At 71.9% G+C, this 21,295-nt stretch carries 19 protein-coding genes; 8 read left to right on the forward strand and 11 right to left on the reverse strand.

Features of this window, described 5'->3' with window-relative positions; translation table 11 throughout:
• Positions 1 to 26: 26 nt before the first annotated feature.
• The 5 genes from ACOOHE_RS18785 to ACOOHE_RS18805 form a co-directional block, all read right to left on the reverse strand.
• Positions 27 to 1,580: a catalase gene (locus ACOOHE_RS18785; protein ID WP_420455628.1), complete on the reverse strand. Its 1,554-nt coding sequence runs from the start codon at positions 1,578 to 1,580 to the stop codon at positions 27 to 29.
• 362 nt (positions 1,581 to 1,942) lie between these two features.
• Positions 1,943 to 3,682 (reverse strand): aldehyde dehydrogenase family protein, encoded by a 1,740-nt coding sequence (locus ACOOHE_RS18790; RefSeq protein ID WP_420455629.1) that lies wholly within the window; start codon positions 3,680 to 3,682, stop codon positions 1,943 to 1,945.
• A 307-nt stretch (positions 3,683 to 3,989) separates the two neighbouring features.
• On the reverse strand, positions 3,990 to 6,269 hold the full coding sequence (locus tag ACOOHE_RS18795) for an amino acid permease (RefSeq protein WP_420455630.1): 2,280 nt from the start codon (positions 6,267 to 6,269) through the stop codon (positions 3,990 to 3,992).
• Complete coding sequence (locus tag ACOOHE_RS18800) at positions 6,269 to 7,153, reverse strand: hypothetical protein (RefSeq protein ID WP_420455631.1); 885 nt, start codon at positions 7,151 to 7,153, stop codon at positions 6,269 to 6,271. Before ACOOHE_RS18800 ends, ACOOHE_RS18795 begins: the two co-directional genes overlap by 1 nt.
• A 108-nt stretch (positions 7,154 to 7,261) precedes the next feature.
• Positions 7,262 to 8,122: an ATP-grasp domain-containing protein gene (locus ACOOHE_RS18805; RefSeq protein WP_420455632.1), complete on the reverse strand. Its 861-nt coding sequence runs from the start codon at positions 8,120 to 8,122 to the stop codon at positions 7,262 to 7,264.
• A 272-nt stretch (positions 8,123 to 8,394) separates the two neighbouring features.
• On the opposite strand from ACOOHE_RS18805, the gene ACOOHE_RS18810 reads away from it, so the two are divergent.
• Complete coding sequence (locus ACOOHE_RS18810) at positions 8,395 to 8,862, forward strand: methylated-DNA--[protein]-cysteine S-methyltransferase (protein ID WP_420455633.1); 468 nt, start codon at positions 8,395 to 8,397, stop codon at positions 8,860 to 8,862.
• Here ACOOHE_RS18810 and ACOOHE_RS18815 read toward each other — a convergent pair.
• The 4 genes from ACOOHE_RS18815 to ACOOHE_RS18830 form a co-directional block, all read right to left on the reverse strand.
• Complete coding sequence (locus tag ACOOHE_RS18815) at positions 8,859 to 9,224, reverse strand: thermonuclease family protein (protein WP_420455634.1); 366 nt, start codon at positions 9,222 to 9,224, stop codon at positions 8,859 to 8,861. The two genes, ACOOHE_RS18810 and ACOOHE_RS18815, sit on opposite strands and share 4 nt — an antisense overlap.
• A 54-nt stretch (positions 9,225 to 9,278) precedes the next feature.
• Positions 9,279 to 9,692 carry a SufE family protein gene (locus ACOOHE_RS18820; RefSeq protein WP_420455635.1) on the reverse strand — a complete coding sequence of 138 codons (414 nt, stop codon included), beginning with the start codon at positions 9,690 to 9,692 and terminating at the stop codon, positions 9,279 to 9,281.
• A 75-nt stretch (positions 9,693 to 9,767) separates the two neighbouring features.
• Entirely contained in the window at positions 9,768 to 11,000 is a 1,233-nt protein-coding gene (locus ACOOHE_RS18825) for a cysteine desulfurase (protein ID WP_420455636.1), read from the reverse strand.
• A 428-nt stretch (positions 11,001 to 11,428) separates the two neighbouring features.
• Positions 11,429 to 11,623: a hypothetical protein gene (locus tag ACOOHE_RS18830; RefSeq protein WP_420455637.1), complete on the reverse strand. Its 195-nt coding sequence runs from the start codon at positions 11,621 to 11,623 to the stop codon at positions 11,429 to 11,431.
• A gap of 253 nt (positions 11,624 to 11,876) precedes the next feature.
• Between ACOOHE_RS18830 and thrS the strand changes: the two genes are divergently transcribed.
• Positions 11,877 to 13,907: a threonine--tRNA ligase gene (gene thrS / locus ACOOHE_RS18835; protein ID WP_420455638.1), complete on the forward strand. Its 2,031-nt coding sequence runs from the start codon at positions 11,877 to 11,879 to the stop codon at positions 13,905 to 13,907.
• Positions 13,908 to 13,919: 12 nt separating this feature from the next.
• Here the strand turns inward: thrS and ACOOHE_RS18840 are convergent, their stop codons facing one another.
• Entirely contained in the window at positions 13,920 to 14,513 is a 594-nt protein-coding gene (locus tag ACOOHE_RS18840) for a Uma2 family endonuclease (protein ID WP_420455639.1), read from the reverse strand.
• Between the two features lie 111 nt (positions 14,514 to 14,624).
• Between ACOOHE_RS18840 and ACOOHE_RS18845 the strand changes: the two genes are divergently transcribed.
• A complete protein-coding gene (locus tag ACOOHE_RS18845; protein WP_420455640.1) occupies positions 14,625 to 15,569 on the forward strand; it encodes an alpha/beta hydrolase in 945 nt (314 codons plus the stop codon).
• On the opposite strand, the gene ACOOHE_RS18850 is transcribed toward ACOOHE_RS18845, so the two are convergent.
• The gene (locus ACOOHE_RS18850; RefSeq protein ID WP_420455641.1) at positions 15,566 to 15,841 is read right to left on the reverse strand and encodes a hypothetical protein; all 276 of its coding nucleotides are present in this window, start codon (positions 15,839 to 15,841) and stop codon (positions 15,566 to 15,568) included. The genes ACOOHE_RS18845 and ACOOHE_RS18850 overlap by 4 nt on opposite strands.
• A 269-nt stretch (positions 15,842 to 16,110) precedes the next feature.
• Here ACOOHE_RS18850 and infC point away from each other — a divergent pair, with 269 nt between their 5' ends.
• The 5 genes from infC to pheT all read left to right on the forward strand — a co-directional run bounded on the left by infC (position 16,111) and on the right by pheT (position 21,154).
• Positions 16,111 to 16,611 carry a translation initiation factor IF-3 gene (infC, locus tag ACOOHE_RS18855; protein ID WP_420457639.1) on the forward strand — a complete coding sequence of 167 codons (501 nt, stop codon included), beginning with the start codon at positions 16,111 to 16,113 and terminating at the stop codon, positions 16,609 to 16,611.
• Between the two features lie 146 nt (positions 16,612 to 16,757).
• Positions 16,758 to 16,952: a 50S ribosomal protein L35 gene (gene rpmI, locus ACOOHE_RS18860; protein WP_420455642.1), complete on the forward strand. Its 195-nt coding sequence runs from the start codon at positions 16,758 to 16,760 to the stop codon at positions 16,950 to 16,952.
• A gap of 59 nt (positions 16,953 to 17,011) precedes the next feature.
• The gene (rplT, locus tag ACOOHE_RS18865; RefSeq protein WP_420455643.1) at positions 17,012 to 17,359 is read left to right on the forward strand and encodes a 50S ribosomal protein L20; all 348 of its coding nucleotides are present in this window, start codon (positions 17,012 to 17,014) and stop codon (positions 17,357 to 17,359) included.
• Between the two features lie 141 nt (positions 17,360 to 17,500).
• Positions 17,501 to 18,553, forward strand: a complete 1,053-nt coding sequence (pheS, locus tag ACOOHE_RS18870) for a phenylalanine--tRNA ligase subunit alpha (RefSeq protein ID WP_420455644.1) — start codon at positions 17,501 to 17,503, stop codon at positions 18,551 to 18,553.
• Positions 18,554 to 18,616: 63 nt separating this feature from the next.
• Positions 18,617 to 21,154, forward strand: coding sequence for a phenylalanine--tRNA ligase subunit beta (pheT, locus tag ACOOHE_RS18875; protein WP_420455645.1), 2,538 nt, complete (start codon positions 18,617 to 18,619; stop codon positions 21,152 to 21,154).
• The last annotated feature ends 141 nt before the right edge of the window (positions 21,155 to 21,295 follow it).

Below are 21,295 nucleotides of genomic sequence, written 5' to 3' on the forward strand. Positions count from 1 at the left end.
TCGCACCCGGTACCGTGTACCTCTTCCTAGTCGCGCTGGGCCTCGCCCTCGGGGACCGCGTCGCGCACGGCCATCGCCGCGTCGACCGACTGCCCGTCGCCGCCACCGCTGCGGACCTTCGACACGGCCTCGCGGACGCGCCGGCCGTAGTCTGGGTCCACCCGGTCGAACAGCGCCAGCTGGCGGTCGACGACCTCCTGGCGCTGGCACCCGCCGAGCGAGCCGGCCAGGCTCTCAACGAGGCGCCCCTTCTCGTCCTCCGACATGAGGTTGTAGAGGTCGGCGGCCTGGCTGAAGTCGTCGGGGTCGAGGCGGCTGTTGTAGCGGTCGACGGTCACGTCGCCCAAGGCCCACGCCGGCTCGGCGTAGCTCGGGTCCGGGCGCGGGGCGCCGGGGACCGAGTTCGGGTAGTAGTTCGGGTGGCCCGTCCCGTCGTCGAGCTGGCCGCCGAACTGGCCGTCGCGCATGTAGTTGCGGACGGGCACGTGCGGCCGGTTCACCTTGAGGTCGCGGTAGTTGGCCCCGATCCGGTAGAGGTGCGCGTCCTGGTAGCTCATCAGCCGCGCCTGGAGCATCTTGTCCGGGCTCGGCCCGACGCCTGGAATCATCACGTTCGGGTTGAACGCGGCCTGCTCGACCTCGTGGAAGTAGTTCTGCGGGTTCCGGTTGAGCTCCAGCTTTCCGACCTCGACGAGCGGGAAGTCCGCGTGCGGCCACACCTTGGTGAGGTCGAACGGATTCCACTCGAAGGCGTCGGCCTCGTCCTGCGTCATGAGTTGGACGTACATCGTCCACGACGGGAAGTCGCCGTTGTCGATGGCTTGCCACAGGTCGCGCTGGTGGCTCTCGCGGTCCTGCCCGATGAGCTCGGTCGCCTCCTCGTTGGTCAGGCACTCGATGCCCTGGTCCGTCTTAAAGTGGAACTTGCACCACGTCCGGACGCCGTCCTTGTTGATGAGCGAGAAGGTGTGGCTCCCGTACCCGTTCATGTGGCGGTACGTCTTGGGGATGCCGCGGTCGCCGAACAGCCACGTGACCTGGTGGAGCGACTCCGGGCACAGGCTCCAGAAGTCCCACTGCATGTCGGCGTCGCGCAAGTTCGTGTGCGGGTGCCGCTTCTGCGAGTGGATGAACATCTGGAACTTGTACGGGTCGCGCACAAAAAAGACGGGCGTGTTGTTGCCCACCAAATCCCAGTTGCCCTCGTCGGTGTAGAACTTGAGCGAGAACCCGCGCGGGTCCCGCTCGGCGTCGGCCGCGCCGCGCTCGCCGGCGACGGTCGAGAACCGGGCCACGCACTCGGTCTCCTTGCCGACCTCGCTGAAGATCGACGCTCGGGTGTACTCGGTGATGTCGCCGGTCACGGTGAACGTGCCGTAGGCGCCGGAGCCCTTGGCGTGGACGGCGCGCTCGGGCACGCGCTCGCGGTTGAACCGCTGGATCTGCTCCTGCAAGACCACGTCCTGCATCAGGACCGGCCCGCGCGGGCCGGCCGTCAGCGCGTTCTCCTGATCGGGGATCGGGGCGCCGTCGGCGGTCGTGAGGAGGGGGCCGTCTTTTTTGGTGGGCTCGGTGGCCATGGCTGAGAGGTCTGGAGTGGAGACGGAGGAACGACCGGGCCCGGCCCGGGGTCCGTCGTCCCGCCGACTTTCCGACCCCTCGGGGCGCACCCGATGCGGGGGACACGAAGGCGGGAGGGCCGTAGAGCGTGGAGCAGGAGGGATTCAGAGACGGTTTGGTAAGCGAGATCAGGTCCCCTCTCCACCCCCTGGGGGGAGAGGGCTAGGGTGAGGGGGGGCGGTCGGCTCGCAGCGCGGTAGCCGTCGAGAACCCTCGGACCCCTCACCCTGTCCCTCTCCCGGGGGGAGAGGGGACCCCGTAGCGGACGCCGAGCCTCTGCCAAACAGTTTCTCAGACACGTTCCTCCCACACTCCCCCGATCCTACCCCCGGACCGCCGAGGCGACGATGCCGGGCAGCCGCGCCGGGCTCGGGGCGACGGCGAACTCGGTCACGCGCCGGGCCGTCGTCTCGGCCGTCTGGTTGGTCACGAAGAAGATCGGCGTCGGGGCCGTGTGCGTCTCGCCGAGCAGGAGCGACCGCGGGAACGGCGCGAACGGGCCCGACACGACCGTCTTGTGGGGCCGGTCGAACAGCCAGGCGTTGTGGACCACGCCGGCCCCGCTCTGGATGTCGTCGCGGGCGTGGCCGGGGAACGCGCCCCACGTCCCCTGCGCCAGGAAGTAGCCGGCGCCGGACCACACGTTGACCCCGATGGTCCCGTAGCGGAGCCGCCCGATGATCGCCTCGAACCGGTCGCCGAGCGCGCGGCGCGTCCGCGGATGGATCAGGATGGTGGCCCCCAGCGTGCCCGCCAGCGTCTCGTTGCACCACTCGACGGCGCGCTCGAGCCAGTCCCCGGGGTCTTCGTCGGGCCCGCCGCCGGGCAGGGCCGTGACCGCGAGCGCCGGGCCGAACACCTCGCTGCGGAACGCCGGTTGGTCGGCGTCGGGCGGGACGGTCGCCAGCAGGCGCGTGCCGTCCGGGCCCAACCGCTCGGCGTCGGGGTACGCCTCGGCGAAGGTCGCCAGGCGGTCGTCGGCGCCGGGGTAGTAGGCCGGGCGGTCGTCGACGGCGTCGAGGACGCGGCGGACCTCGCCCAGGAACGAGCCGCGCTGGGCCCACGCCTCGGGCAGGACCAGCACCTGGCTCGCGATGCAGTTGAACCCGCTGTTGTGGAGCTTCTGGGAGGCCACGTGCTCGGCCTGGAACGCGAGGTCCGGCTCGGACCAGTCGCCCGGCACCACCAGGCACGGGCTGACGCCGCCGAGCTCGCTCGTCACCGGCGTGTCGATCCGGGGCTCGTCGGCCGCCTTCCGCCGCGCGCCCTCGTCGCCGGTCCCGTAGACGATGGCGTCGTGCGTCGCCGCGCTCCCCGTCATGTGGATGGCGTCGACCGCGTCGTGCGTCGTGAGATACTGGCCGACCTCGGCGCCACCGGCCGCGAACCGGACGTAGCCGGCCTCGACGAACGCCTCGAAGATGGTCTCCAAGAGCGGCTGGAGGTAGGCGTTCACCGGGTTCATCTTGAGCATCACCACCTGGCCCTCGGCGTACAGCTTGTAGAGGACGTCGAGCGGCGGGATCGACGAGATGTTGCCGGCCCCGAGCACGAGCGCGACCGCGCCCTCGGGGTCGGCCTCGTCGTAGAACGTGGCCATCGTGCTAGGCAGCGACTCAGGCGTCACGCCCGGCTCCATCCAGACCTCGGCCTCGATGCCGCTGAGCAGGACGCGGTCGTACAGCCCGTCCGGCACCACGCGGACGACCGTCTGCCCGTCCGGCCGCTGGCGGACGCGGCCGTCGAGCGCGCGGTCCAGCGTCCCGGCTTGGACGTGGCGCAGCGTCTCGGCGAGGGGCCCGACGTAGCTCGCGAGCGCCCACGGGCCCGACGTCCACTCCTCGCCTCGCAGCGGCGACCCGACGGCGATCCCCTTGGCGCGCGACGCGGCCGTCACCCAGCGCCCGGCTACGTCCGCGATCCGGGGGAGGATCCCCTCCAGCATCTCGATCTTGGTGGCGAGCGGGAGCCGGGCCCACTCGGTCGCGTGCGTGGCCAGGTCGGCCAGGGCCGCGTCGATCTCGTCGGGCGTGCTGTCGGGGGGGATCGGGGGCGGCTGCATAGCGGTCGGGGAACGGGGGGCGCTCGTACGCCGCCGGGCCGTCCGGGTCCCGCGCCGCAAGGGCAGAGAGGGCTAGTACCGCGTCACAGTCCGGCTGATGGGTTCCAGATCAGCGATGGTGATTCGTGATGCGTGATCTTTCCCGACGAAGGTCACGCATCACGGATCACGCATCGAGAGCGCCCGAGGACAACCCGTCAGCCCATCCGAGACACACCGGTAGAAGGGTGGAGAGACAGGAAGGACCGAAGGGAATGGAGAGCCCCCCCGCCCCTTCCGCCCTCTCCATCCCGGCCATCCCGCGCCGCTACGCGAGCGCGTTCTCGCGCCCGGAGGCCCCGCAGAACAGGCACGCGCTCCGCGTCACGCGGACCATCTCGGCCATGAACGCGAGGTCCGGCGCCCGGCGGTCGTCGCCCCGGCGCAGGCCCATCACGTCGATGTCCGACTGGGGCGCTCGGGTGACGCACGCCTCGAACGGGCCGACCATCACGTGGGACCGGGCGGACTGGGGGATCCGGGCGAGGTCGCGGAGCTCGGCGAGGTGGCCCCACGCGGCGGCCTCGTCCTGCGCCGCGCCGACGACCGTGATGAGGTTGAGCTCGGCGTTCCAGGCGTGGGACAGCCGGAGCGCCGTCAGGATGCCCAGGTTGAGGTCCGACCGCCCCAGGTACCCCTCGATCGACAGCGCCAGCGGGCGCGGGCGGACCCACAGGTTGACCACCTTCCCCATCCCCAGCCCGGCCTCTTGGTGGAGCGCCAGCAACATCACGCCGACCTCGAGCCGATGGGCCTCCCCGACGATGGCGCCCAACTCCGGGTACCGCTCGACGCGGCGGGGGAGCGAGAGGAACAGGACGTTTGGGGCGAAGAACGCGCTCTTCAGCGCCTGCACGCCCGTCACGACGCCGGTCGCGAACCCGGCCGAGTCGATCACCGAGCTCGTGGTGAGCACGCCGTTCTTGCGCAGCGTCCGCGCCAGCGTGTCGATCCGGGGCGTGAGGTCGGAGACGGTCTCGGTCGTCGCGATGCCCAAGAGCTTGACCGAGCCCTCGGGCCGGCACACGTCGATCAAGAGCCGGAGCTCGCCCCGGACCGTGGCCGGGTCCAGGACCGGGACCAGCAGCGACGGCTTCCACGCCCGGCTCGCCGTCATGTCGAGGGCGATGACCTTGCCGGCGGCCCACTCGGCGAACGCCGCGAAGATGCCGCTCCGGACGGTCCCCGTCCGTGGCGTCACGCCGCGCCACGTGATCCAGACGTAGATCCCCACAACGACCCCGACCGACAGCAGCCCGACCGTCGGGCTCACGATGAACATGGCGAACACGCACCCGAGCGCGCCCAAGAGCGGGACCACGCGCGGCAACCGGAACGTCGGCCGGAAGCTCATGAGCCCCAGGCTCGCCTCGGCCAGCATCACCACGTTGATCACGGCGTAGGTGATGAGGAAAAACATCGTGATCATCGGCGCGATCACGTTGAGGTCGCGGATCAGGAGCGCCGCCAGCACGATCACGCCGGTCACGAGCATGGCTCGGCGCGGCTCGCCCCGGGTCGTCCGCGCGAGCCACCCGCCGCCGGGCACGAGCCGGTCCTTCCCCAACGCCTGCATGATCCGGGGCGCCCCCACCAGCGACGTCAGCGCCGACGAGAACGTGGCGCCCAGGAGCCCGGCCACCACGATCGGCCCCCACAGGGCCTTGTCGATCATGACGGTGTAGTTCGAGACCAGCTCGCCGGGGCCCGCCGCCCGGGCCACCCAGACGGCGAGGGCCACGTAGACCACGAGCGAGACGGCGATGGCCGAGAGCGTGCCCACGGGGATGCTCCGGCGGGGGTCCTTGAGCTCGCCCGACATGTTGGCCCCGGCCATGACGCCGGTCGCCGCCGGGAAGAACACGGCGAACACGAGCCAGAAGCTGGTCTCCGAGAACCCGTCCTCGGGCGAGCCCGGGTAGCGGCCCCAGAGCTGGACGTCGGCGACGGCCGTTCCGTGCAGGAAGTCGGGCGCGGCGAAGATGGACACGAGCGAGCCCACGATCACGGCCATCACCACGTACTGGATCTTGAACGCCAGGCTCGCCGAGACGTAGGCGATCCCGAACACGACCCCGAACGTGACGAGGTCGACCAGGATGGCCGGGTGCTCGGGGAAGATCCACGCCCACCCCTCGCGGAACCCGAACACGTACATCGCGACGGCCAGCGCCTGCGACAGGTACAGCGGCACCCCGACGCTCCCGCCGACCTCGTAGCCCAGCGACTTCGAGATGATCGCGTACGGCCCGCCCGCGCCCAGCCGCGTGTTCGTGGCGATGGACGAGAGCGAGAGCCCGGTGCAGAGCGTGATCCCGTTCGCCAGCGCGATGATCAAGAGCCCCCCGAAGAGGCCGGCGTTGCCCACCACCCACCCCAGCCGGAGGTACATGATGACGCCCAGGATCGTCAGCAGCGTCGGGGTGAACACGCCGGCGAACGTCCCGAACAGCTTGGGGCCGGGGGGCGGGCCGCCGTCCGCGTCGGCCGGGACGTCGGGGGCCGGGGCAGGCAGCGGGGCAGCAGGGAGAACGAGGGGCTCGGGCATCAGGAGAGCAGGTGGTGGTGGGCCGCGCGGATGACGGCCTCGTGGATCGTCCGGGCGTAGTACGGGCCGTAGCCGCTGCCCACCAGCGGGACGCTCTCGCCGGCGTAGAGCTCGCCCAAGGCGCACAGGACGTAGTACGGGAAGGCCGGCACCGCGCCCTCGTCGAACAGCTCGGCCAGAACCTCCCGCGTCGGGCGAACGAACGCGCGCCAGCCCTCGACCGGGGCGACGGCCTCAACGAACCGGGAAGCGAAGGCGGCCCGCCGCTCGGGGTCGAGCGCGCCGATGGTGGCCCGGTCGTACTGGAGGGCCGGCCCCTGTGGCCCGTTGACGTGGTCGGCCAGGGCGGCGTCGTCGGCGAACGCGACGACGCGCTCGACCTGGCCCTCGACGGCGGCCAGGACCGCCTGGCGGCCGAGGGCGTGGACCCCGCGACGGCCGGGGAGCCGGGCCAGCTCGAGGTCGTCCAAGACCAGGAGGGCCGGGGGCTGGTCGGGACCCTCGTGCTGCTCGGCCACGAGCGCGGCGAGCCGCCCAGCGACGGCGGCGGGGGCGTCGTCGCCGTGGAGGAACCCGCCCCGGGCGTAGACGGCGACCTCGCCGCGCGCTCGGGCGGCGGCCACGACCCGCTTGGCGAGCATCGTCCGCCCGCTCCGCCGGGACCCGGCGACGAGCAGCCGCGGCCGGTCGAGCGCGAGGGTGACGGCGTCGGTCGCCGGGGTCTCGACGCGCGTCCCCGCCGCTGTCGCCGAGGAGACGACGAGGGGCGGCGCCACGAACAGGGCGTCGAGTGGCACCGGCGGCGGGTGAGCGAAGGGAAAGCCGGGCTGGTCGAGCCAGGCCTCGAAGGCGGCGGGCGTGGTGGGGGCGTCGTGAGCGGTCATCGGGCGGGGACCGGGGCCCGCCAACGGCGGTGGGCCGGTCAAAACTGGACACCCCGACCTCCCCGAACATGAGCGCCCGATGAAGGTACGCGCGACGCCCCCTCGCCTCTACCTCAGCGCGTCGAGGGCCGCCGCGAACCGGGCGGCCGAGCCGGGCGCGTACGGGAAGTACAGCGACGGCTCGATCAGCTCGAGCTCCATCACCGCCAGCGACCCGGACGGCATCCGGACGGCGTCGACGCGGGCGTAGAGCAGCGGCTCCGGCCACGGCACGGCGGCCAGGGCGGCGTCGGCGAGCGCCAGCAGGTCGGGCTCGGGGGAGACGCCCCGGATCACGCCGCCGTGCTCCTCCTGCACCCGGAAGTCGCCCGGCGCCGGCGTCTTCAGGATGGCGTGGCTAACGGCGCCGCCGAACGCGAACACCGACCACTCGCCCCGGGCCACCACGTCGGGCACGAACGGCTGGACCAAGCACGGCCGGTCGGCGAGGGCAACCAGCGCCTCAGCCCACGTCGCCGGGTCCGGCCCCAGGCGGAACGTGCCGTCGGCGTTCGCGCTCACGACGGGCTTGGCGACGACCTCGGGCGTGCCCCACGCGCCGAAGGCCCCGTCGAGGTCGGCGCCGGCCAGCCCGTCGGCCCAGCGCGTGGGGACGATGGGGACGCCGGCGGCGTCGAGGTCGCGGAGATACGTCTTCCGCAAGTTCCACCGCATCACCGCCAGCGGGTTCTCGAGCCGGGCCGTCGAGGCGTCGATGGCGGCGAGCACGTCGAGGAAGGCGTCCGGGTCGTCCTGGTAGTCCCACGGCGACCGGACGACGACCACGTCAAAGGCGTCCCAGTCCGCCTCGGCCCGCCACGGCACCTCGTCGACGGTCCACCCGAGCGCCGCCAGCGGGGCGACGGCCTGGCGGTCGTAGGTCACGAAGTCGTCGAGCGTGTCCGTCGTGAGGAACGCGCAGCGTGGCATCCGGTCGGGGGGAGGGTAGGGCTGCTACGCTCTGTGCATCCGGTCAACGTGCTAACCCGAACAACAGTCATCCCCGCGCACGCGGGGATCCATAGGACGGCGCTCGCCGGGACACGGCCGCGCATGGATTCCCGCGTGCGCGGGAATGACTCCTCATTGTTTCTGAAGTCGCCAGAGAACGTAGCAGCCCTACGGGGGGAGAGGGGACCTCACGAGCGGCGTCAAGGCGTTCACCAAACCGTTCTTCACCCCTCGGACAGTAGCTTCGCGCCGTGCCCCACGTTACCCTCGACACGCCGCTCGGCCCGCTCGTGCTCGTCTCCGACGGCCAAGCGTTGACGGCGGCCACCTTCGACGGCTCTCCGCCCGCCGGCCACGAGGAGACCGACGCGGTGCTCGACGCCGCAGGAGCCCAACTCGCGGCCTACTTCGCGGGCGAGCCGGTCGCGTTCGACGTGCCGGTCCGCCTCGGGGGCACGCCGTTCCAGGCGAGCGTGTGGGCGGCGCTGCGCGCGATCCCTCACGGCGAGACAATCAGCTACGGAACGCTGGCCGCGCGCGTCGGCGACCCGAAGGCGGCTCAGGCCGTCGGCGCGGCGAATGGGCAGAACCCCGTGGCCGTCGTCGTCCCGTGCCACCGCGTCGTCGGGGCGGACGGGTCGCTGACGGGCTACGCGGGTGGCCTCGACCGGAAGCGGGCACTGCTCGACCTGGAGAGCCGCCAGCGGAGCCTGTTCTAGCGGGCCCCGCCGTCGTACGCGACCGCGTGGCCCTCGGCGACGAGCACCTGGTTCACGTGGACCGTCACGCCCTCGGCCGCCTCGACGAACACGTCGGCGAGGTAGCGGCCGTACTTGCCGGCCTTCGTGGACTCGATGAGGACGGGCGACCCGATGGGCATCAGCTCTTCGAGGCGGGCCCGAGCAGCGCGCCCGGCGGCCTTCTCGGCGGCGTCCCCACGCAGTTCGGGCGTGTCGATCCCGAACATCCGGAAGTTGACGTTCTTGAGCCACGCCGAGAAGCCGAGGTCGACGTCGGCCCGGAACGTGTCGCCGTCGTAGATCGAGGCGACGATGGCGTGGTAGCGGTACTCGGGATGCATAGCGGAGGGGGAGCGGTCTCCGCCAGGGTACGCGACACGGGCCGAACGCCATCGCTACCCCTCGGCCCAGGCGGCGGCCTCGATGGCCCGGCGCATGGCGTCGAGCCCGTTCGCGCGGTTCGGCGACAGGTGCTCGGCGAGCCCGATCTCGGCGGGCACCCACAGGTCGACCGCAGCGGCCTCCGCCGCCGGCAACCCGTCGTACACGCGGACCAGCAGCGACGCCAGCCCCCGGACGAGCTGGCTCTCGGACTCGGCGCGGACGCGGAACGTGCCGGCCTCAGCGTGGGCGTCGAGCCACACCCGCGACTGGCACCCTCTCACGAGCCGGTCGTCGGTCCGGTCGGCCTCGGGCAGTGGCTCCATCGCTTGGCCGTGCTCGATGAGCTGCTGGAAGCGGAGCATCCAGTCGTCGAGGAACGCGAACTCGTCGGCGATCTCGCGCTGGCGGCGGTCGGATTCGGTCATATCGGTACGAGGTACGGAGTACGGGGTACGTCCCGGGCGAGCACCCGTACCGCGTACCCGGTACCCCGTACCGGCTTAGCCGAACATCGTGCGGACGGTCGCCAGCCCCTCGACGAGGGCGTCGACGTCGGCCGGCGTGTTGTAGAGGGCGAACGAGGCGCGGATGGTGCCGTCGACGCCGAACCGGTCCATCACGGGCTGGGCGCAGTGCTGGCCGGTGCGGACGGCGATCCCGAGCCGGTCGAGCACGGTGCCGGCGTCGTACGGGTGGATGCCGTCGAGCACGAACGAGATCGCGCCGGCGCGCTTGCGGGGCGTCCCGACGAAGCGGAGCCCGTCGACCGCGCCGAGCCGGTCCTCGGCGTAGCCGATCAGCTCGTGCTCGCTCGCCTCGACGGCGTCCATCCCGACCTCCATCAGGTAGTCGAGCGCCGTGCCGAGCCCGATGCCGCCGGCCACGTGCGGCGTGCCGGCCTCGAACTTGGCCGGCAGCCCGGCGAACGTCGTTTTTTCGAACGTGACCCGGTCGATCATGTCGCCGCCGCCCTGGTACGGGGGCAGCCGTTCGAGCCACGCCTCGCGGCCCCACAGCGCGCCGATGCCGGTCGGGCCGAACGTCTTGTGGCCCGAGAACACGAAGAAGTCGGCGCCGAGGGCCTGCACGTCGACCGTCGTGTGCGGCGCCGCCTGTGCCCCGTCGATCAGTACGGCCGCGCCGACGGCCCGGGCCGCCGCGACGATGGGCGCGAGGTCGACGACCGTCCCGAGCGCGTTCGACGTGTGCGTGACGGCGACGACCTTCGTTCGGTCCGTGATCACCTCGTCCAGCGTCGACAGGTCGAGGTCGCCGGTGTCGAGGACGGGGATGACGCGGAGCCGCGCGCCGGTCCGCTCGGCGGCCATCTGCCACGGGACGATGTTGGCGTGGTGCTCCAGCGCCGACACCACGATCTCGTCGCCCTCCTCCAAAAACGACGCGAGCCCGTGGGCGACCAGGTTGATGGCCTCCGTCGTGCCGCGCGTGAACACGACCTCGCGGGCGTGCTCGGCGCCGAGGAACCGCTGGACGGAGCGCCGCGCGTGCTCGTACGCCTCCGTCCCCTCGGCGCTCAACACGTGGACGCCCCGGTGGACGTTGGCGTTCTCGTTGCCGTAGTACGCCGCCAGCCGGTCCAGCACGACGCGCGGCTTCTGCGTCGTCGCCGCGTTGTCGAGGTAGACGAGCGGCCGGCCGTCGTGGACGGTCCGCTGCAAGATGGGGAAGTCGGCGCGGAGAGCGGCGACGTCGAGGGCGGCGGTGGCGGGCATCGGGGCGGAGTCGGGCGGGGCGCAAGGAACGGCGGCCCCGCGACCCGTGTGCCCGGCGTGCCGGCATTCACCGAGCGCGCACGACCGTAGCCGAACGGGACGGCCGACCCGGCGTTGGCCGGCGCGCGTGGAGACGCCCGACGAACAGCGACGCCCCTCGGCCCCGAACGCGCCCGCCGAGGTCGCCCACCAGACCGGCGCCGAGCCGGCGCGGCCCGACCCGCTGGCGTCGGCCAGCTCGGGAGCCTGGAGCCGCCCGATGGAGGAGAGTGTAGGGGTGTGGGAGGGGTGTGCGTCGAGAGTCCCCCCGCGTTGCTCGCGCTCTCGTCCGCCTCGGTCCCGAGGCGCGGGGTACGCCCGGCCTCGAAACGACCGCGCCCCACACCGGAGCTCGGTGCGGGGCGCGTGGTCGGGCGGAGGCCGGTCGGTCACATCACGGCGACGATCTTCTGGCGGATCTGGGCGCGCGGCTCGTCGGTCCGCTCCTGGATCAAGGTGACCATCTGGCGCAAGCTGCCGCGGGTCTTCTTCATCCGCTGGTCGTCGAACTCGACGTCGGACCACATGGACTTGATGCGGTCTCGGAGGCGGTGCCAGTCGTGGTTCATCTTGGGGGTGGCCATGGGGGAATGCGCTCTCCAGCGCCGTGGTGATGTGCCTGGTCTCTCTTACTATAACATGATGTCGGCAAACCTGTTGCCATTCTGTAGCCTCGGCCCTTTGATCGCTTTCGGTTTGGCGGAGGAAGGGCCTTTCTCGCTTCGCGTTTTGGAAGTAAGAGCTTCCTGACACCGTCGGTTCTCGCGCCCTCTTCGCCCGCCTCGCGGAGCCCTGGCGAAGGGCACGGGTAGCTTTCCGCTCGGACCCCGCATCCCCATGCAGATCACGCTCCCCGACGGCTCCGCCCGCACCCTCGACGACGGCGCGACCGGCCGCGACCTCGCCGAGTCCATCTCCGCCGGCCTGGCCCGCGCCGCGCTCGCCGTCGAGGTGGATGGCGAGGTCCGCGACCTCGACCGGCCCCTCCCCGACGGCGCGACGGTCTCGATCCTGACGTGGGACGCGGAAGGCGGCAAGCAGGCGTTCTGGCACTCGTCGGCGCACCTGCTGGCGGAGGCGCTGGAGGCGTTGTACCCCGGCGTCAAGCTGGGCATCGGGCCGGCCATCGAGACCGGGTTCTACTACGACGTCGACCTGTCCGAGACCGACCACCCGGTCCTGTCGTCCGACGACTTCCCGGCCATCGAGAAGAAGATGACGGAGCTGGCGCGGGCCGACAGCCGGTTCGAGCGCCGCGAGGTCTCGAAGGCGGAGGCCGTCGGCCACTTCGAGGCGAAGGGCGACCCGTACAAGCTGGAGCTGCTGGAGGGCCTGGACGACGGCGAGATCACGTTTTACCAGCAGGGCGGCTTCGTCGACCTGTGCCGCGGGCCGCACATCACGTCCACCAAGCCGATCAAGGCCGTCAAGGTGATGTCGCTGGCCGGCGCCTACTGGCGCGGCGATGAGAGCCGCCCGCAGCTCACGCGGATCTACGGCGTCAGCTTCCCCAAGGCGTCGATGCTGACGGAGTACCTGGAGCGGCTGGAGCTGGCGAAGCAGCGGGACCACCGTAAGCTGGGCCGGGAGCTCGAGCTGTTCATGTTCTCCGACAAGGTCGGGCCGGGCTTGCCGATCTGGCTCCCCAAGGGCGCCCGCTTGCGTGAGACCCTCGTTGACTTCCTCAAGGAGGAGCAGGTCGCGCGCGGCTACGAGCCCGTCGTCACGCCGCACATCGGCCGGCTCGACCTGTTCCGGACTTCCGGTCACTACCCGTACTACTCGGACAGCCAGTTCCCCCCGATGATCGAGGGGCAGAAGGGGCCGGCGATCCCGGAGGGCGAGCACCCCGAGGCGCGGAGCCACGACCCCGGCAGCGGCCCGACCACGGACGACGAGCAGGGCTACCTGCTCAAGCCGATGAACTGCCCGCACCACACCCAGATCTACGCCCACAAGCCGAGGAGCTACCGCGACCTCCCGGTCCGGCTGGCCGAGTTCGGGACGGTCTACCGCTACGAGCAGTCGGGCGAGCTCGGCGGGCTGACGCGCGTCCGCGGCTTTACCCAGGACGACGCCCACGTGTTCTGCCGGCCGGACCAGGTCAAGGACGAGTTCAAGGCGGCCATCGACCTGACGATGACGGTGCTGAAGGCCCTCGACTTCCGGGAGTTCACGGCCCAGGTCTCGCTCCGCGACCCGGCCAACACCGAGAAGTACATCGGCGACGCGGCCGACTGGGACGCGGCCGAGGAGGCCATCCGCCAAGCCGCCGCCGAGATGGGGTTGGAGACGGTCGAGGAGGAGGGCGAGGCCGCGTTCTACGGCCCCAAGCTCGACTTCATGGTCAAGGACGCGCTCGGCCGGAGCTGGCAGCTCGGGACGGTCCAGCTCGACTACAACCTGCCCGAGCGGTTCGACCTCGAATACATCGACGAGACCGACGACCGCGTCCGCCCGGTCATGATCCACCGGGCGCCGTTCGGGTCGCTCGAGCGGTTTATCGGGGTGATGCTGGAGCACACGGGCGGCAACTTGCCGCTGTGGCTGGCGCCGGTCCAGGTCCAGATCCTGCCCATCACGGACGCCCAGAACGAGGTGGCCGAGGCGACGGCCGACGCGCTCCGCCAGGACGGCCTGCGCGCGGTGGTGGACACGCGGTCGGAGAAGGTCGGGCGGAAGATCCGCGACGCCGAGGTCGAGAAGGTGCCGGTGATGCTGATCGTCGGCCAAAAGGAGGCCGAGGCGGGGACGGTGTCCGTCCGCCGCCACGGGTTGGGCGACGACTCCGACCAGGGCGCGCAGACGGTCGACGCCCTCCGCCGGTCCCTCGCCGACGAGATCGCGCGGGGGCTCGGCCGGGCGTAGCCCCGTCGCCCGCTACGGCCGGGCGAACAGGTCGGCGGCCTCGACCTCGAAGCCGGCCAGCGCCGTCGACGCGACCGGGCCGGCCTCGTAGACGTAGGCCGTCCGCGCCAAGCCTGTCCGGCCGGGGTGCTCGCGCGTGAGCACCATCACCGTCTGCTCGCCGGGGTCGATCACCCACAACTCCTCGACCTCGGCCTCCTCGTAGGCCGTCCGCTTGACCGACACGTCGAGGTACGCCGTCGAGGGCGACAGCACTTCGGCGACGAGCGTCGGCGCGCCCTCGATGCCTCGCTCGCTGATCCGGTCGCGGCGGTCGGACGAGAGGTAGAGCACGTCGGGCTGGACGGCCCGCTCGGGCGCGAGGTACACGTCGAACGGCGCCACGCCGGCGTACCCGCTGTGCTCGCTGGCGTACTCGCGGAGCGCGCGGTACAGGTTTTGGACGACGTCCTGGTGGCGCGGGCGCGGGGCAGGAGACGTGTAGATCTGGCCGTCGAGGTACTGGGCGGGCGTCCCCTCGGGCAGGGCGAGGAACGTCTCGAACGAGGCCGGCTCGCTCGTCATCTCGTCGACGCGGATCGGATCGGCAGGCGGGGCGGAGAGCATGGGGAGGCAGGGCGGGGACCTGAAAGTAGAACGCCCGGCGTCGGGCGTAGGACTCCGCGCCACCTCCGCGCCGAGGCGGGCACCCGGCCGCCGGGCCGTCGTTGCTCGTGGATGACCCGACTCCTGCTCCTCGCCGCCGCGCTCGCCCTCAGCGGCTGTGGTCTCGCCAAGTCCGTCGCCGTCGACGCGCTGGGGTACAACGAGGCCGAGCTCCCCGACGCCAACGTCCGCGCCGACCTCGCGTACCTGCCGAGCGGTGACCCGAAGCACCGCCTCAACCTGTTCCTCCCCCTCCCCGACTCCGTCCGGAGCGAGCGGTGGCCGGTCGTCCTGTTCGTCCACGGCGGCGGGTGGACCGAGGGCGACCGGGACTTCACGTTCGGCGGCGAGGACCTGTACGGCAACGTCGGGCGGTTCTTCGCGGGGCACGGGATCGGGACGGCCGTCATCAGCTACCGCCTGCTTCCGGCGGTCGACTGGCAGGCTCAGGTGGCCGATGTCGCGGCGGCGTTGGCGTTCGTGCAGGACACCGTGGCCACGCTCGGCGGCGACCCGGCGTCGGTCGTGCTGATGGGCCACTCGGCGGGCGCCCAGCTCGCAGCCCACGTTGTCTTCGACCCCGACGTGCGGGAGGCCGCCGGAGCCGCGCCCGCGTGCGGGTTGGTCAGTGTGAGCGGCGCCGCGCTCGACCTGATCGACCCGGCCACGTGGGCGACGGGGACCGAGTTCGACTACTACTCGGTCCGCTTCTCGCCCGAGCGCGAGCGGATCGCCGAGCCGCCGGCCGAGCCGTTCGACTGGCAGGTCGAGGCGTCGCCCGTGAGCTACGCCACCCCGGACGACCCGCCTGTCCTCATCGTCTACTCGCCCGGCGAGTCGGCCCTGTTCCGGACGCAGGCGGAGGCGCTGGCCCGGGCGCTGGCGGCGGCCGGCGTCCCGCACGAGACGGCGACGATGCCGGCGCTCAACCACGAGGCCGGCGTGTTCAACCTGAGCCACCCCGACCGCGTCGTCGGGCCCGAGACGCTCCGGTTCGTCCGCGGGCTCGACTGCTAGACGACCTGCGTCCCATCGGCGACCGGCCGGTCCGGGCGGAGCACGGCGGCGCCGTCGCTGGGGCTGACGGCGGCCAGCACGACGGCCTCGGGCCCGCTGGCGACCACGACGACCTGGGTCCCGAGCAGGTCGGCCGGCCCGTAGTTCTCGGTGATGTGGGAGACCGCCCGGCGCCGGACGCCGCCCACGTCGATCACGAGGTGGAGCGCGTCGCGCTCGGCGACGGCCTCGACGACGGTCCCGACCCGGAGGTCGACGGCGGTAAAGTCCATGACGGCAGCGGTGGTGACGGCCGCAAGCTAGACCGGCCACCAGGCCGAACGCGCGCAGCGGGGCGGACGCAGCCCCTATCGGGGACTCCACGAACCGCGTTCTCGGCCCATTTTTCGAGGGATGCGCCCGAACCCATCAGACCGGACGGCGTATCTCACACTCCCCCGCGCCGCCTCGGCGCCGTCTCCTCCACAACCCGAAGAGGTCCACCATAGCCCGACGCAGATCCCGCCGGCCCGAGCCCAAGCGCCGCGAGCCCGACGCCAACATCAACGAGAACATCCGCGCCGCCCAGGTCCGCGTCGTCATCGACGGCGAGGGGCAGAAGGGCGTGATGCCGACCGAGAAGGCCATCGACCTGGCCCGCAGCATGGGCCTCGACCTGGTCGAGATCTCGGCTACGTCCGACCCGCCCGTGACCAAGATCATGGACTTCGGGAAGTACCGGTACGAGCAGCAGAAGAAGGCGAAGGAGCAGCGGAAAAAGCAGGCCCACCAGGGCGAGCTCAAGGAGGTCCGCTTCCGCCCGCGCACCGACGACCACGACTACGACTTCAAGTTGAAGCACGCCCGCGAGTTCCTCGAGAAGGGGAACAAGGTCAAGGCGTGGGTCCAGTTCCGAGGCCGCGACATCATCTACAAGGACCAGGGCTTGGACATGCTGGAGCGGTTTACGGAGGACTTGGCCGACATCGCCAAGGTGGACCAGGCGCCCACGATGGAGGGCCGCCGCATGACGACGATGCTGACGCCGGACAAGAACAAGTAGGGCCGGCGCACGCGCCCGAACACTCTGCGAAGACCCCGGACGCCGGTTGGCCCGGCCGCTGGCCGCCTCTAGCTTCCACGCCTCCCGCCCGCCGCGTGCTTGCGGCGGGCGGTCTTGTCTGGCCCCCCTCGAACGCCCAGAGACCGATGCCGAAGATGAAGTCCAACAGCGGCGCCAAGAAGCGCTTCTCGCTGACCGGAACGGGTCGCGTCAAGCGCAAGAAGGCGTTCGCCAGTCACATCCTGACCAAGAAGTCGCCCAAGCGGAAGCGCAACCTCCGCGAGGCGACCCTGGTCGACAAGGCCGACGAGAAGCGCATGAAGGTGCTCATCGTCAAGTAGCGACGGGCCGGCCCTGATCGGCCCCACGCCCCCTCCCTCACCCTCACCACGGAACCAAGATGCCCCGAGCACGAAATCTCGTGGCCTCCCGTCGCCGTCGCCGCAAGCTCCTGAAGCTGGCGAAAGGCTACTGGGGACGCCGTGGCAACGTTCACACCGTTGCCAAGATGAGCGTTGAGAAGGGCCTTCAGTACGCCTACCGGGACCGCCGCGCACGCAAGCGGCAGTTCCGGCGCCTCTGGATCGCCCGGATCAACGCCGCCGCCCGTCAGAACGGGACCACCTACTCGCGTCTGATCGCCGGCCTCAACAAGGCCGAGATCCCGCTGAACCGGAAGGTCCTCGCCGACCTCGCGGTCCACGACAAGGCCGCGTTTACGGCCGTGGTCGAGCAGGCCGCGGCCTAGCCGCCTCGCCCGCTCGACCCCGCGACTCCCGCTCGGCCCCGGCCCGGCGGGAGTTTTTTCTGATACGTGATTCGTGCTGCGTGAGGGTGCCCGCCGGCACGTCCCGCGCTCGTTGGGAGTCACGCCATCACGCATCCGGATATGTCCGACACGTCCCTCGACGACCAGATCGCCGCCGTCCAGGCCGAGATCGACACGCTGCCGCTCACCGACGCTGACCAGGCCGAAGCCTTCCGGGTCCGGTTCCTCGGGCGCAAGGCGGGCGCGATCACGGACCTGTTCACCCAGATCGGGACCGTCGCCCCGGAGGACCGCCGGGCGGCGGGCCAGCGGCTCAACGCGCTCAAGCAGGCCGCCCAGGACCGCCTCGACGCCGCGCTCGCGGGCTTGGCGATGGACACCGAGGCCGGCGCGACGGACCTCGACCTGACGTTGCCGGGCCGCGTCCCGGCCCCGGTCGAGCGCGGGAGCCTGCACGTCCTGACCCAGACGCTGGCCGACATCCAGGCCATCTTCCAGTCGTTCGGGTTCGCCGTCGCCCGGGGCCCCGAGATCGAAGACGACTGGCACAACTTCAGCGCGCTCAACTTCCCGCCCGACCACCCGGCGCGGGACATGCAGGACACGTTCTTCCTGGAGCCCCCGCCGCCCGACGGCCGCGGCGTCCTCCTCCGCACGCACACGTCGCCGGTCCAGGTGCGGGTCATGGAGCGCCAGGCCCCGCCGGTCCGCGTGATCGCGCCGGGCCGCGTGTTCCGCAACGAGGCCATCTCGTACAAGAGCTACTGCCTGTTCCACCAAGTCGAGGGGCTGGTCGTGGACGAGGGGGTGAGCTTCGCCGACCTCAAGGCGATGCTGACGGCGTTCGCCCGGGCCTTCTTCGGCGCCAGCGACGGGCCGGCGCGCCAAGCGCGGATGCGGTTCCGGCCCAGCTTCTTCCCCTTCACCGAGCCCTCGGCCGAGGTCGACGTCTGGTGGGCCGACGACGCCCTGCCCGGCGGCGGCCGGTGGATGGAGATCCTGGGCTCCGGCATGGTCGACCCCAACGTGCTCGCCAACGTCGGCGTGGACCCGGAGCGCTACACGGGCTACGCCTTCGGGATGGGCGTCGAGCGGCTCGCCATGCTCCGCCACGGCATCGACGACATCCGGCTGCTGTACGAGAACGACGTCCGCTTCCTGCGTCAATTCTAGGGTACACGGTACGGGGTACACGGTACGTGCGCCCCGGCCTCCCGTACCCAGTACCCCGTACCCATGTACCTGTCGAACAACTGGCTCTCCGACCTCGTCGCGCATGGCCTCGACGCCGACGCGCTCGCGGAGCTGCTGACCATGTCCGGCCTCGAAGTCGAGGAGGTCGCGACGAGCGGGCCGTCGCTCGACGGCGTCGTCGTGGGCGCGGTCGTGGACGTCCGGCCGCACCCCAACGCCGACCGGCTCCGCGTGTGTGACGTCGACCTCGGCGACGGCGAGCCGGTCCAGATCGTGTGCGGCGCGCCGAACGTGGCCGCCGGTCAGAAGGTGCCGGTGGCGACCGTCGGCACGGAACTGATGCTGCCAGCGAAGGACGGCTCACGGGCGCCGGTGACGATCAAGAAGGGGAAGATCCGGGGCGAGGTCTCGAACGGGATGATCTGCGCCGAGGACGAGCTCGGGCTCGGCGACGCCCACGACGGCATCTTGGTTTTGAACGCCGACGCCGAGGTCGGCCAGCCGTTCGAGCGCTACCTCGCCGAGCGCGACGCGCTCCCCGGCGACGCCGTCCTCGACATCGCCATCACCCCGAACCGGCCCGACGCCACCAGCCACCTCGGCGTGGCTCGGGACGTGGCCGCGCTCACCGGGGCCGAGCTGCGCCGGCCCGAGGTGGACGTGCCCCCGGTCGGCGGCGACGTAGAGGAGATGGTGTCGGTGACCATCGAGGTGCCTGAGGACTGCCCCCGCTTCGTCGGGATGGTGGTCCGCGACGTGACCGTCGGGCCGTCGCCGGAGTGGATGCAGGAGCGGCTCCGCGCCGTCGGCCTGCGGCCGATCTCGAACGTGGTCGACGTGACCAACTGGGTGATGATGGAGCTCGGCCAGCCGCTCCACGCCTACGACCTCGACCGGCTCGGGCCCGAGGTCGTCGTCCGCGCGGCGGCCGAGGGCGAGACCGTCACGACGCTGGACGGCGTCGAGCGCACGTTGCCGGCCGGCACCGTCGTCGTGGCGACGCCGTCCCAAGCCGTCGGCATCGCGGGCGTGATGGGCGGCGCGAGCACCGAGGTCACCGACGCGACGACGACGGTCTTCCTCGAGGGGGCGTACTGGAACCCGGCCGCCATCCGCCGCGCGGCCAAGGTGTTGGGGATGCAGACCGACGCGAGCTACCGCTTCGAGCGCGGCGCCGACCCGACCGCTCAGCCGCTCGCGGTCGCCCGCGCGGCGGCGCTCGTCGCCGAGACCGGCGGCGGCGAGATCGTCGACGGTCGCATCGACGAGAACCCGGTCCCGTACCGGCCCCGCACCGTCACCGTCCGCCCGTCCCGGATCGCCCACGTGCTGGGGATGGACGTGCCCGAGGCCGACGTCCGCCGGCTGCTCACGGCCATCGGGTTCGGGGTGGCCGAGGCCCGCTCCGGCGGGCTCGACGCCTTCGCCGACGCCGTGATGCGCGAGGAGGGCGTCGACGCCGCGCTCGCCGAGGCAGCCGGGGGCGGCCTGGAGGTCACCGTCCCCCCGTTCCGGCCCGACGTCGAGCGCGAGATCGACGTGATCGAGGAGGTCGCCCGGCTCTGGGGCTACGACCGGCTCCCGGCGCCGGCCGCGACGCCGGTCCCGCTCGTGCCGGCCGGCGACACGCCCGACGCCCGCCTGCTCGACCGGACGCGCCGGCGGCTCGCGGCCCTTGGCTTCCGCGAGCTCGCCACCAACTCGCTCCTACCGACGGCCACCGCCGAGACCTTCGCCGACGCCGCGTGGACGGGGATGGACGGGCCGCCGGTCGAGACGCTCAACCCGATCTCCCAAGAGATGGCCGCGCTCCGGCCGTCGCTCCTGCCCGGCCTGCTCGCCGTCGCCAGCTACAACCAGGCGCGCGGCGCCGGGCCGCTCCGTCTGTTCGAGGCCGGCCACGTCATGCGCCGCTCGGCCGACGCCAGCGACACGGTCGAGGGCTACCACGAGCACACGTCTCTCGCCGTCGGGATGAGCGGCGAGACGCCGTCGACTTGGAACGCGCCCGCCCGGCCCGTCGACGTCTACGACCTCAAGGGCGTCGTGATGGACCTCCTGGCCGACCTCGGGATCGACGAGGTCGAGGAGACGCCGCACCCGGCGCCCGACGCGCTGACGGCCTACGCGCTCGACCTGTCCGTCGGCGACGTCCGCCTGGGCCGCCTGGGCCGCGTCGCCGACGCTGTGGCCGACGCGGCCGACCTCACGTCCGAGCTGTTCGTGGCCGAGCTCGACTGGGACGCCCTCGCCCGGCTCGCGACGCGGGACCAGCCGCCGGCCTACCGGCCGATCTCGCGGTTCCCGACCGTCGACCGCGACCTGGCGCTCGTCGTCCCCGAGGCCCAGCCCGCGGCGCCGCTGCTCCGCACGATCCGCCAAGCCGGCCGGCCGCTGCTCCAGGACGCCCGCGTGTTCGACGTGTACCGCGGCGAGGGCGTGCCGGAGGGCTCGAAGAGCCTGGCCATCGCCCTGCGCTTCGGGGCCGACAAGACGCTGCGCGACCAAGAGGTCGACGGCCGCGTCCGCCGGATCGTGAAGGCGCTGGAGGCCCAGCACCAGGCGACGCTCCGGTCGTAGCGCCGAGGCGACCGCTCTCCCACCGGCCGACCGCACCTTTGGATGCGGCTCTGGAAGGGGGGTCTGGAGACGCGACCCACGGCACCTGGAGCGCCCCGACGCCGGGCGCATCCGTCGGCCGCACAGCTCTAGGCACGGACC

It is taken from the genome of Rubrivirga sp. (assembly GCF_965213695.1).
GTDB lineage: Bacteria > Bacteroidota > Rhodothermia > Rhodothermales > Rubricoccaceae > Rubrivirga.

What these genes read in the sequence shown, in the direction of transcription:
- ACOOHE_RS18795 (WP_420455630.1), bottom strand. Translation starts at nt 6,269, where the DNA reads ATGCCCGAGCCCCTCGTTCTCCCTGCTGCCCCGCTGCCTGCCCCGGCC.
- ACOOHE_RS18785 (WP_420455628.1), bottom strand. Translation starts at nt 1,580, where the DNA reads ATGGCCACCGAGCCCACCAAAAAAGACGGCCCCCTCCTCACGACCGCC.
- ACOOHE_RS18845 (WP_420455640.1), top strand. Translation starts at nt 14,625, where the DNA reads ATGACCCGACTCCTGCTCCTCGCCGCCGCGCTCGCCCTCAGCGGCTGT.
- ACOOHE_RS18820 (WP_420455635.1), bottom strand. Translation starts at nt 9,692, where the DNA reads ATGACCGAATCCGACCGCCGCCAGCGCGAGATCGCCGACGAGTTCGCG.
- ACOOHE_RS18815 (WP_420455634.1), bottom strand. Translation starts at nt 9,224, where the DNA reads ATGCATCCCGAGTACCGCTACCACGCCATCGTCGCCTCGATCTACGAC.
- ACOOHE_RS18800 (WP_420455631.1), bottom strand. Translation starts at nt 7,153, where the DNA reads ATGACCGCTCACGACGCCCCCACCACGCCCGCCGCCTTCGAGGCCTGG.
- ACOOHE_RS18825 (WP_420455636.1), bottom strand. Translation starts at nt 11,000, where the DNA reads ATGCCCGCCACCGCCGCCCTCGACGTCGCCGCTCTCCGCGCCGACTTC.
- rpmI (WP_420455642.1), top strand. Translation starts at nt 16,758, where the DNA reads ATGCCGAAGATGAAGTCCAACAGCGGCGCCAAGAAGCGCTTCTCGCTG.
- pheS (WP_420455644.1), top strand. Translation starts at nt 17,501, where the DNA reads ATGTCCGACACGTCCCTCGACGACCAGATCGCCGCCGTCCAGGCCGAG.
- rplT (WP_420455643.1), top strand. Translation starts at nt 17,012, where the DNA reads ATGCCCCGAGCACGAAATCTCGTGGCCTCCCGTCGCCGTCGCCGCAAG.
- pheT (WP_420455645.1), top strand. Translation starts at nt 18,617, where the DNA reads ATGTACCTGTCGAACAACTGGCTCTCCGACCTCGTCGCGCATGGCCTC.
- ACOOHE_RS18805 (WP_420455632.1), bottom strand. Translation starts at nt 8,122, where the DNA reads ATGCCACGCTGCGCGTTCCTCACGACGGACACGCTCGACGACTTCGTG.
- ACOOHE_RS18850 (WP_420455641.1), bottom strand. Translation starts at nt 15,841, where the DNA reads ATGGACTTTACCGCCGTCGACCTCCGGGTCGGGACCGTCGTCGAGGCC.
- ACOOHE_RS18830 (WP_420455637.1), bottom strand. Translation starts at nt 11,623, where the DNA reads ATGGCCACCCCCAAGATGAACCACGACTGGCACCGCCTCCGAGACCGC.
- ACOOHE_RS18840 (WP_420455639.1), bottom strand. Translation starts at nt 14,513, where the DNA reads ATGCTCTCCGCCCCGCCTGCCGATCCGATCCGCGTCGACGAGATGACG.
- ACOOHE_RS18790 (WP_420455629.1), bottom strand. Translation starts at nt 3,682, where the DNA reads ATGCAGCCGCCCCCGATCCCCCCCGACAGCACGCCCGACGAGATCGAC.
- thrS (WP_420455638.1), top strand. Translation starts at nt 11,877, where the DNA reads ATGCAGATCACGCTCCCCGACGGCTCCGCCCGCACCCTCGACGACGGC.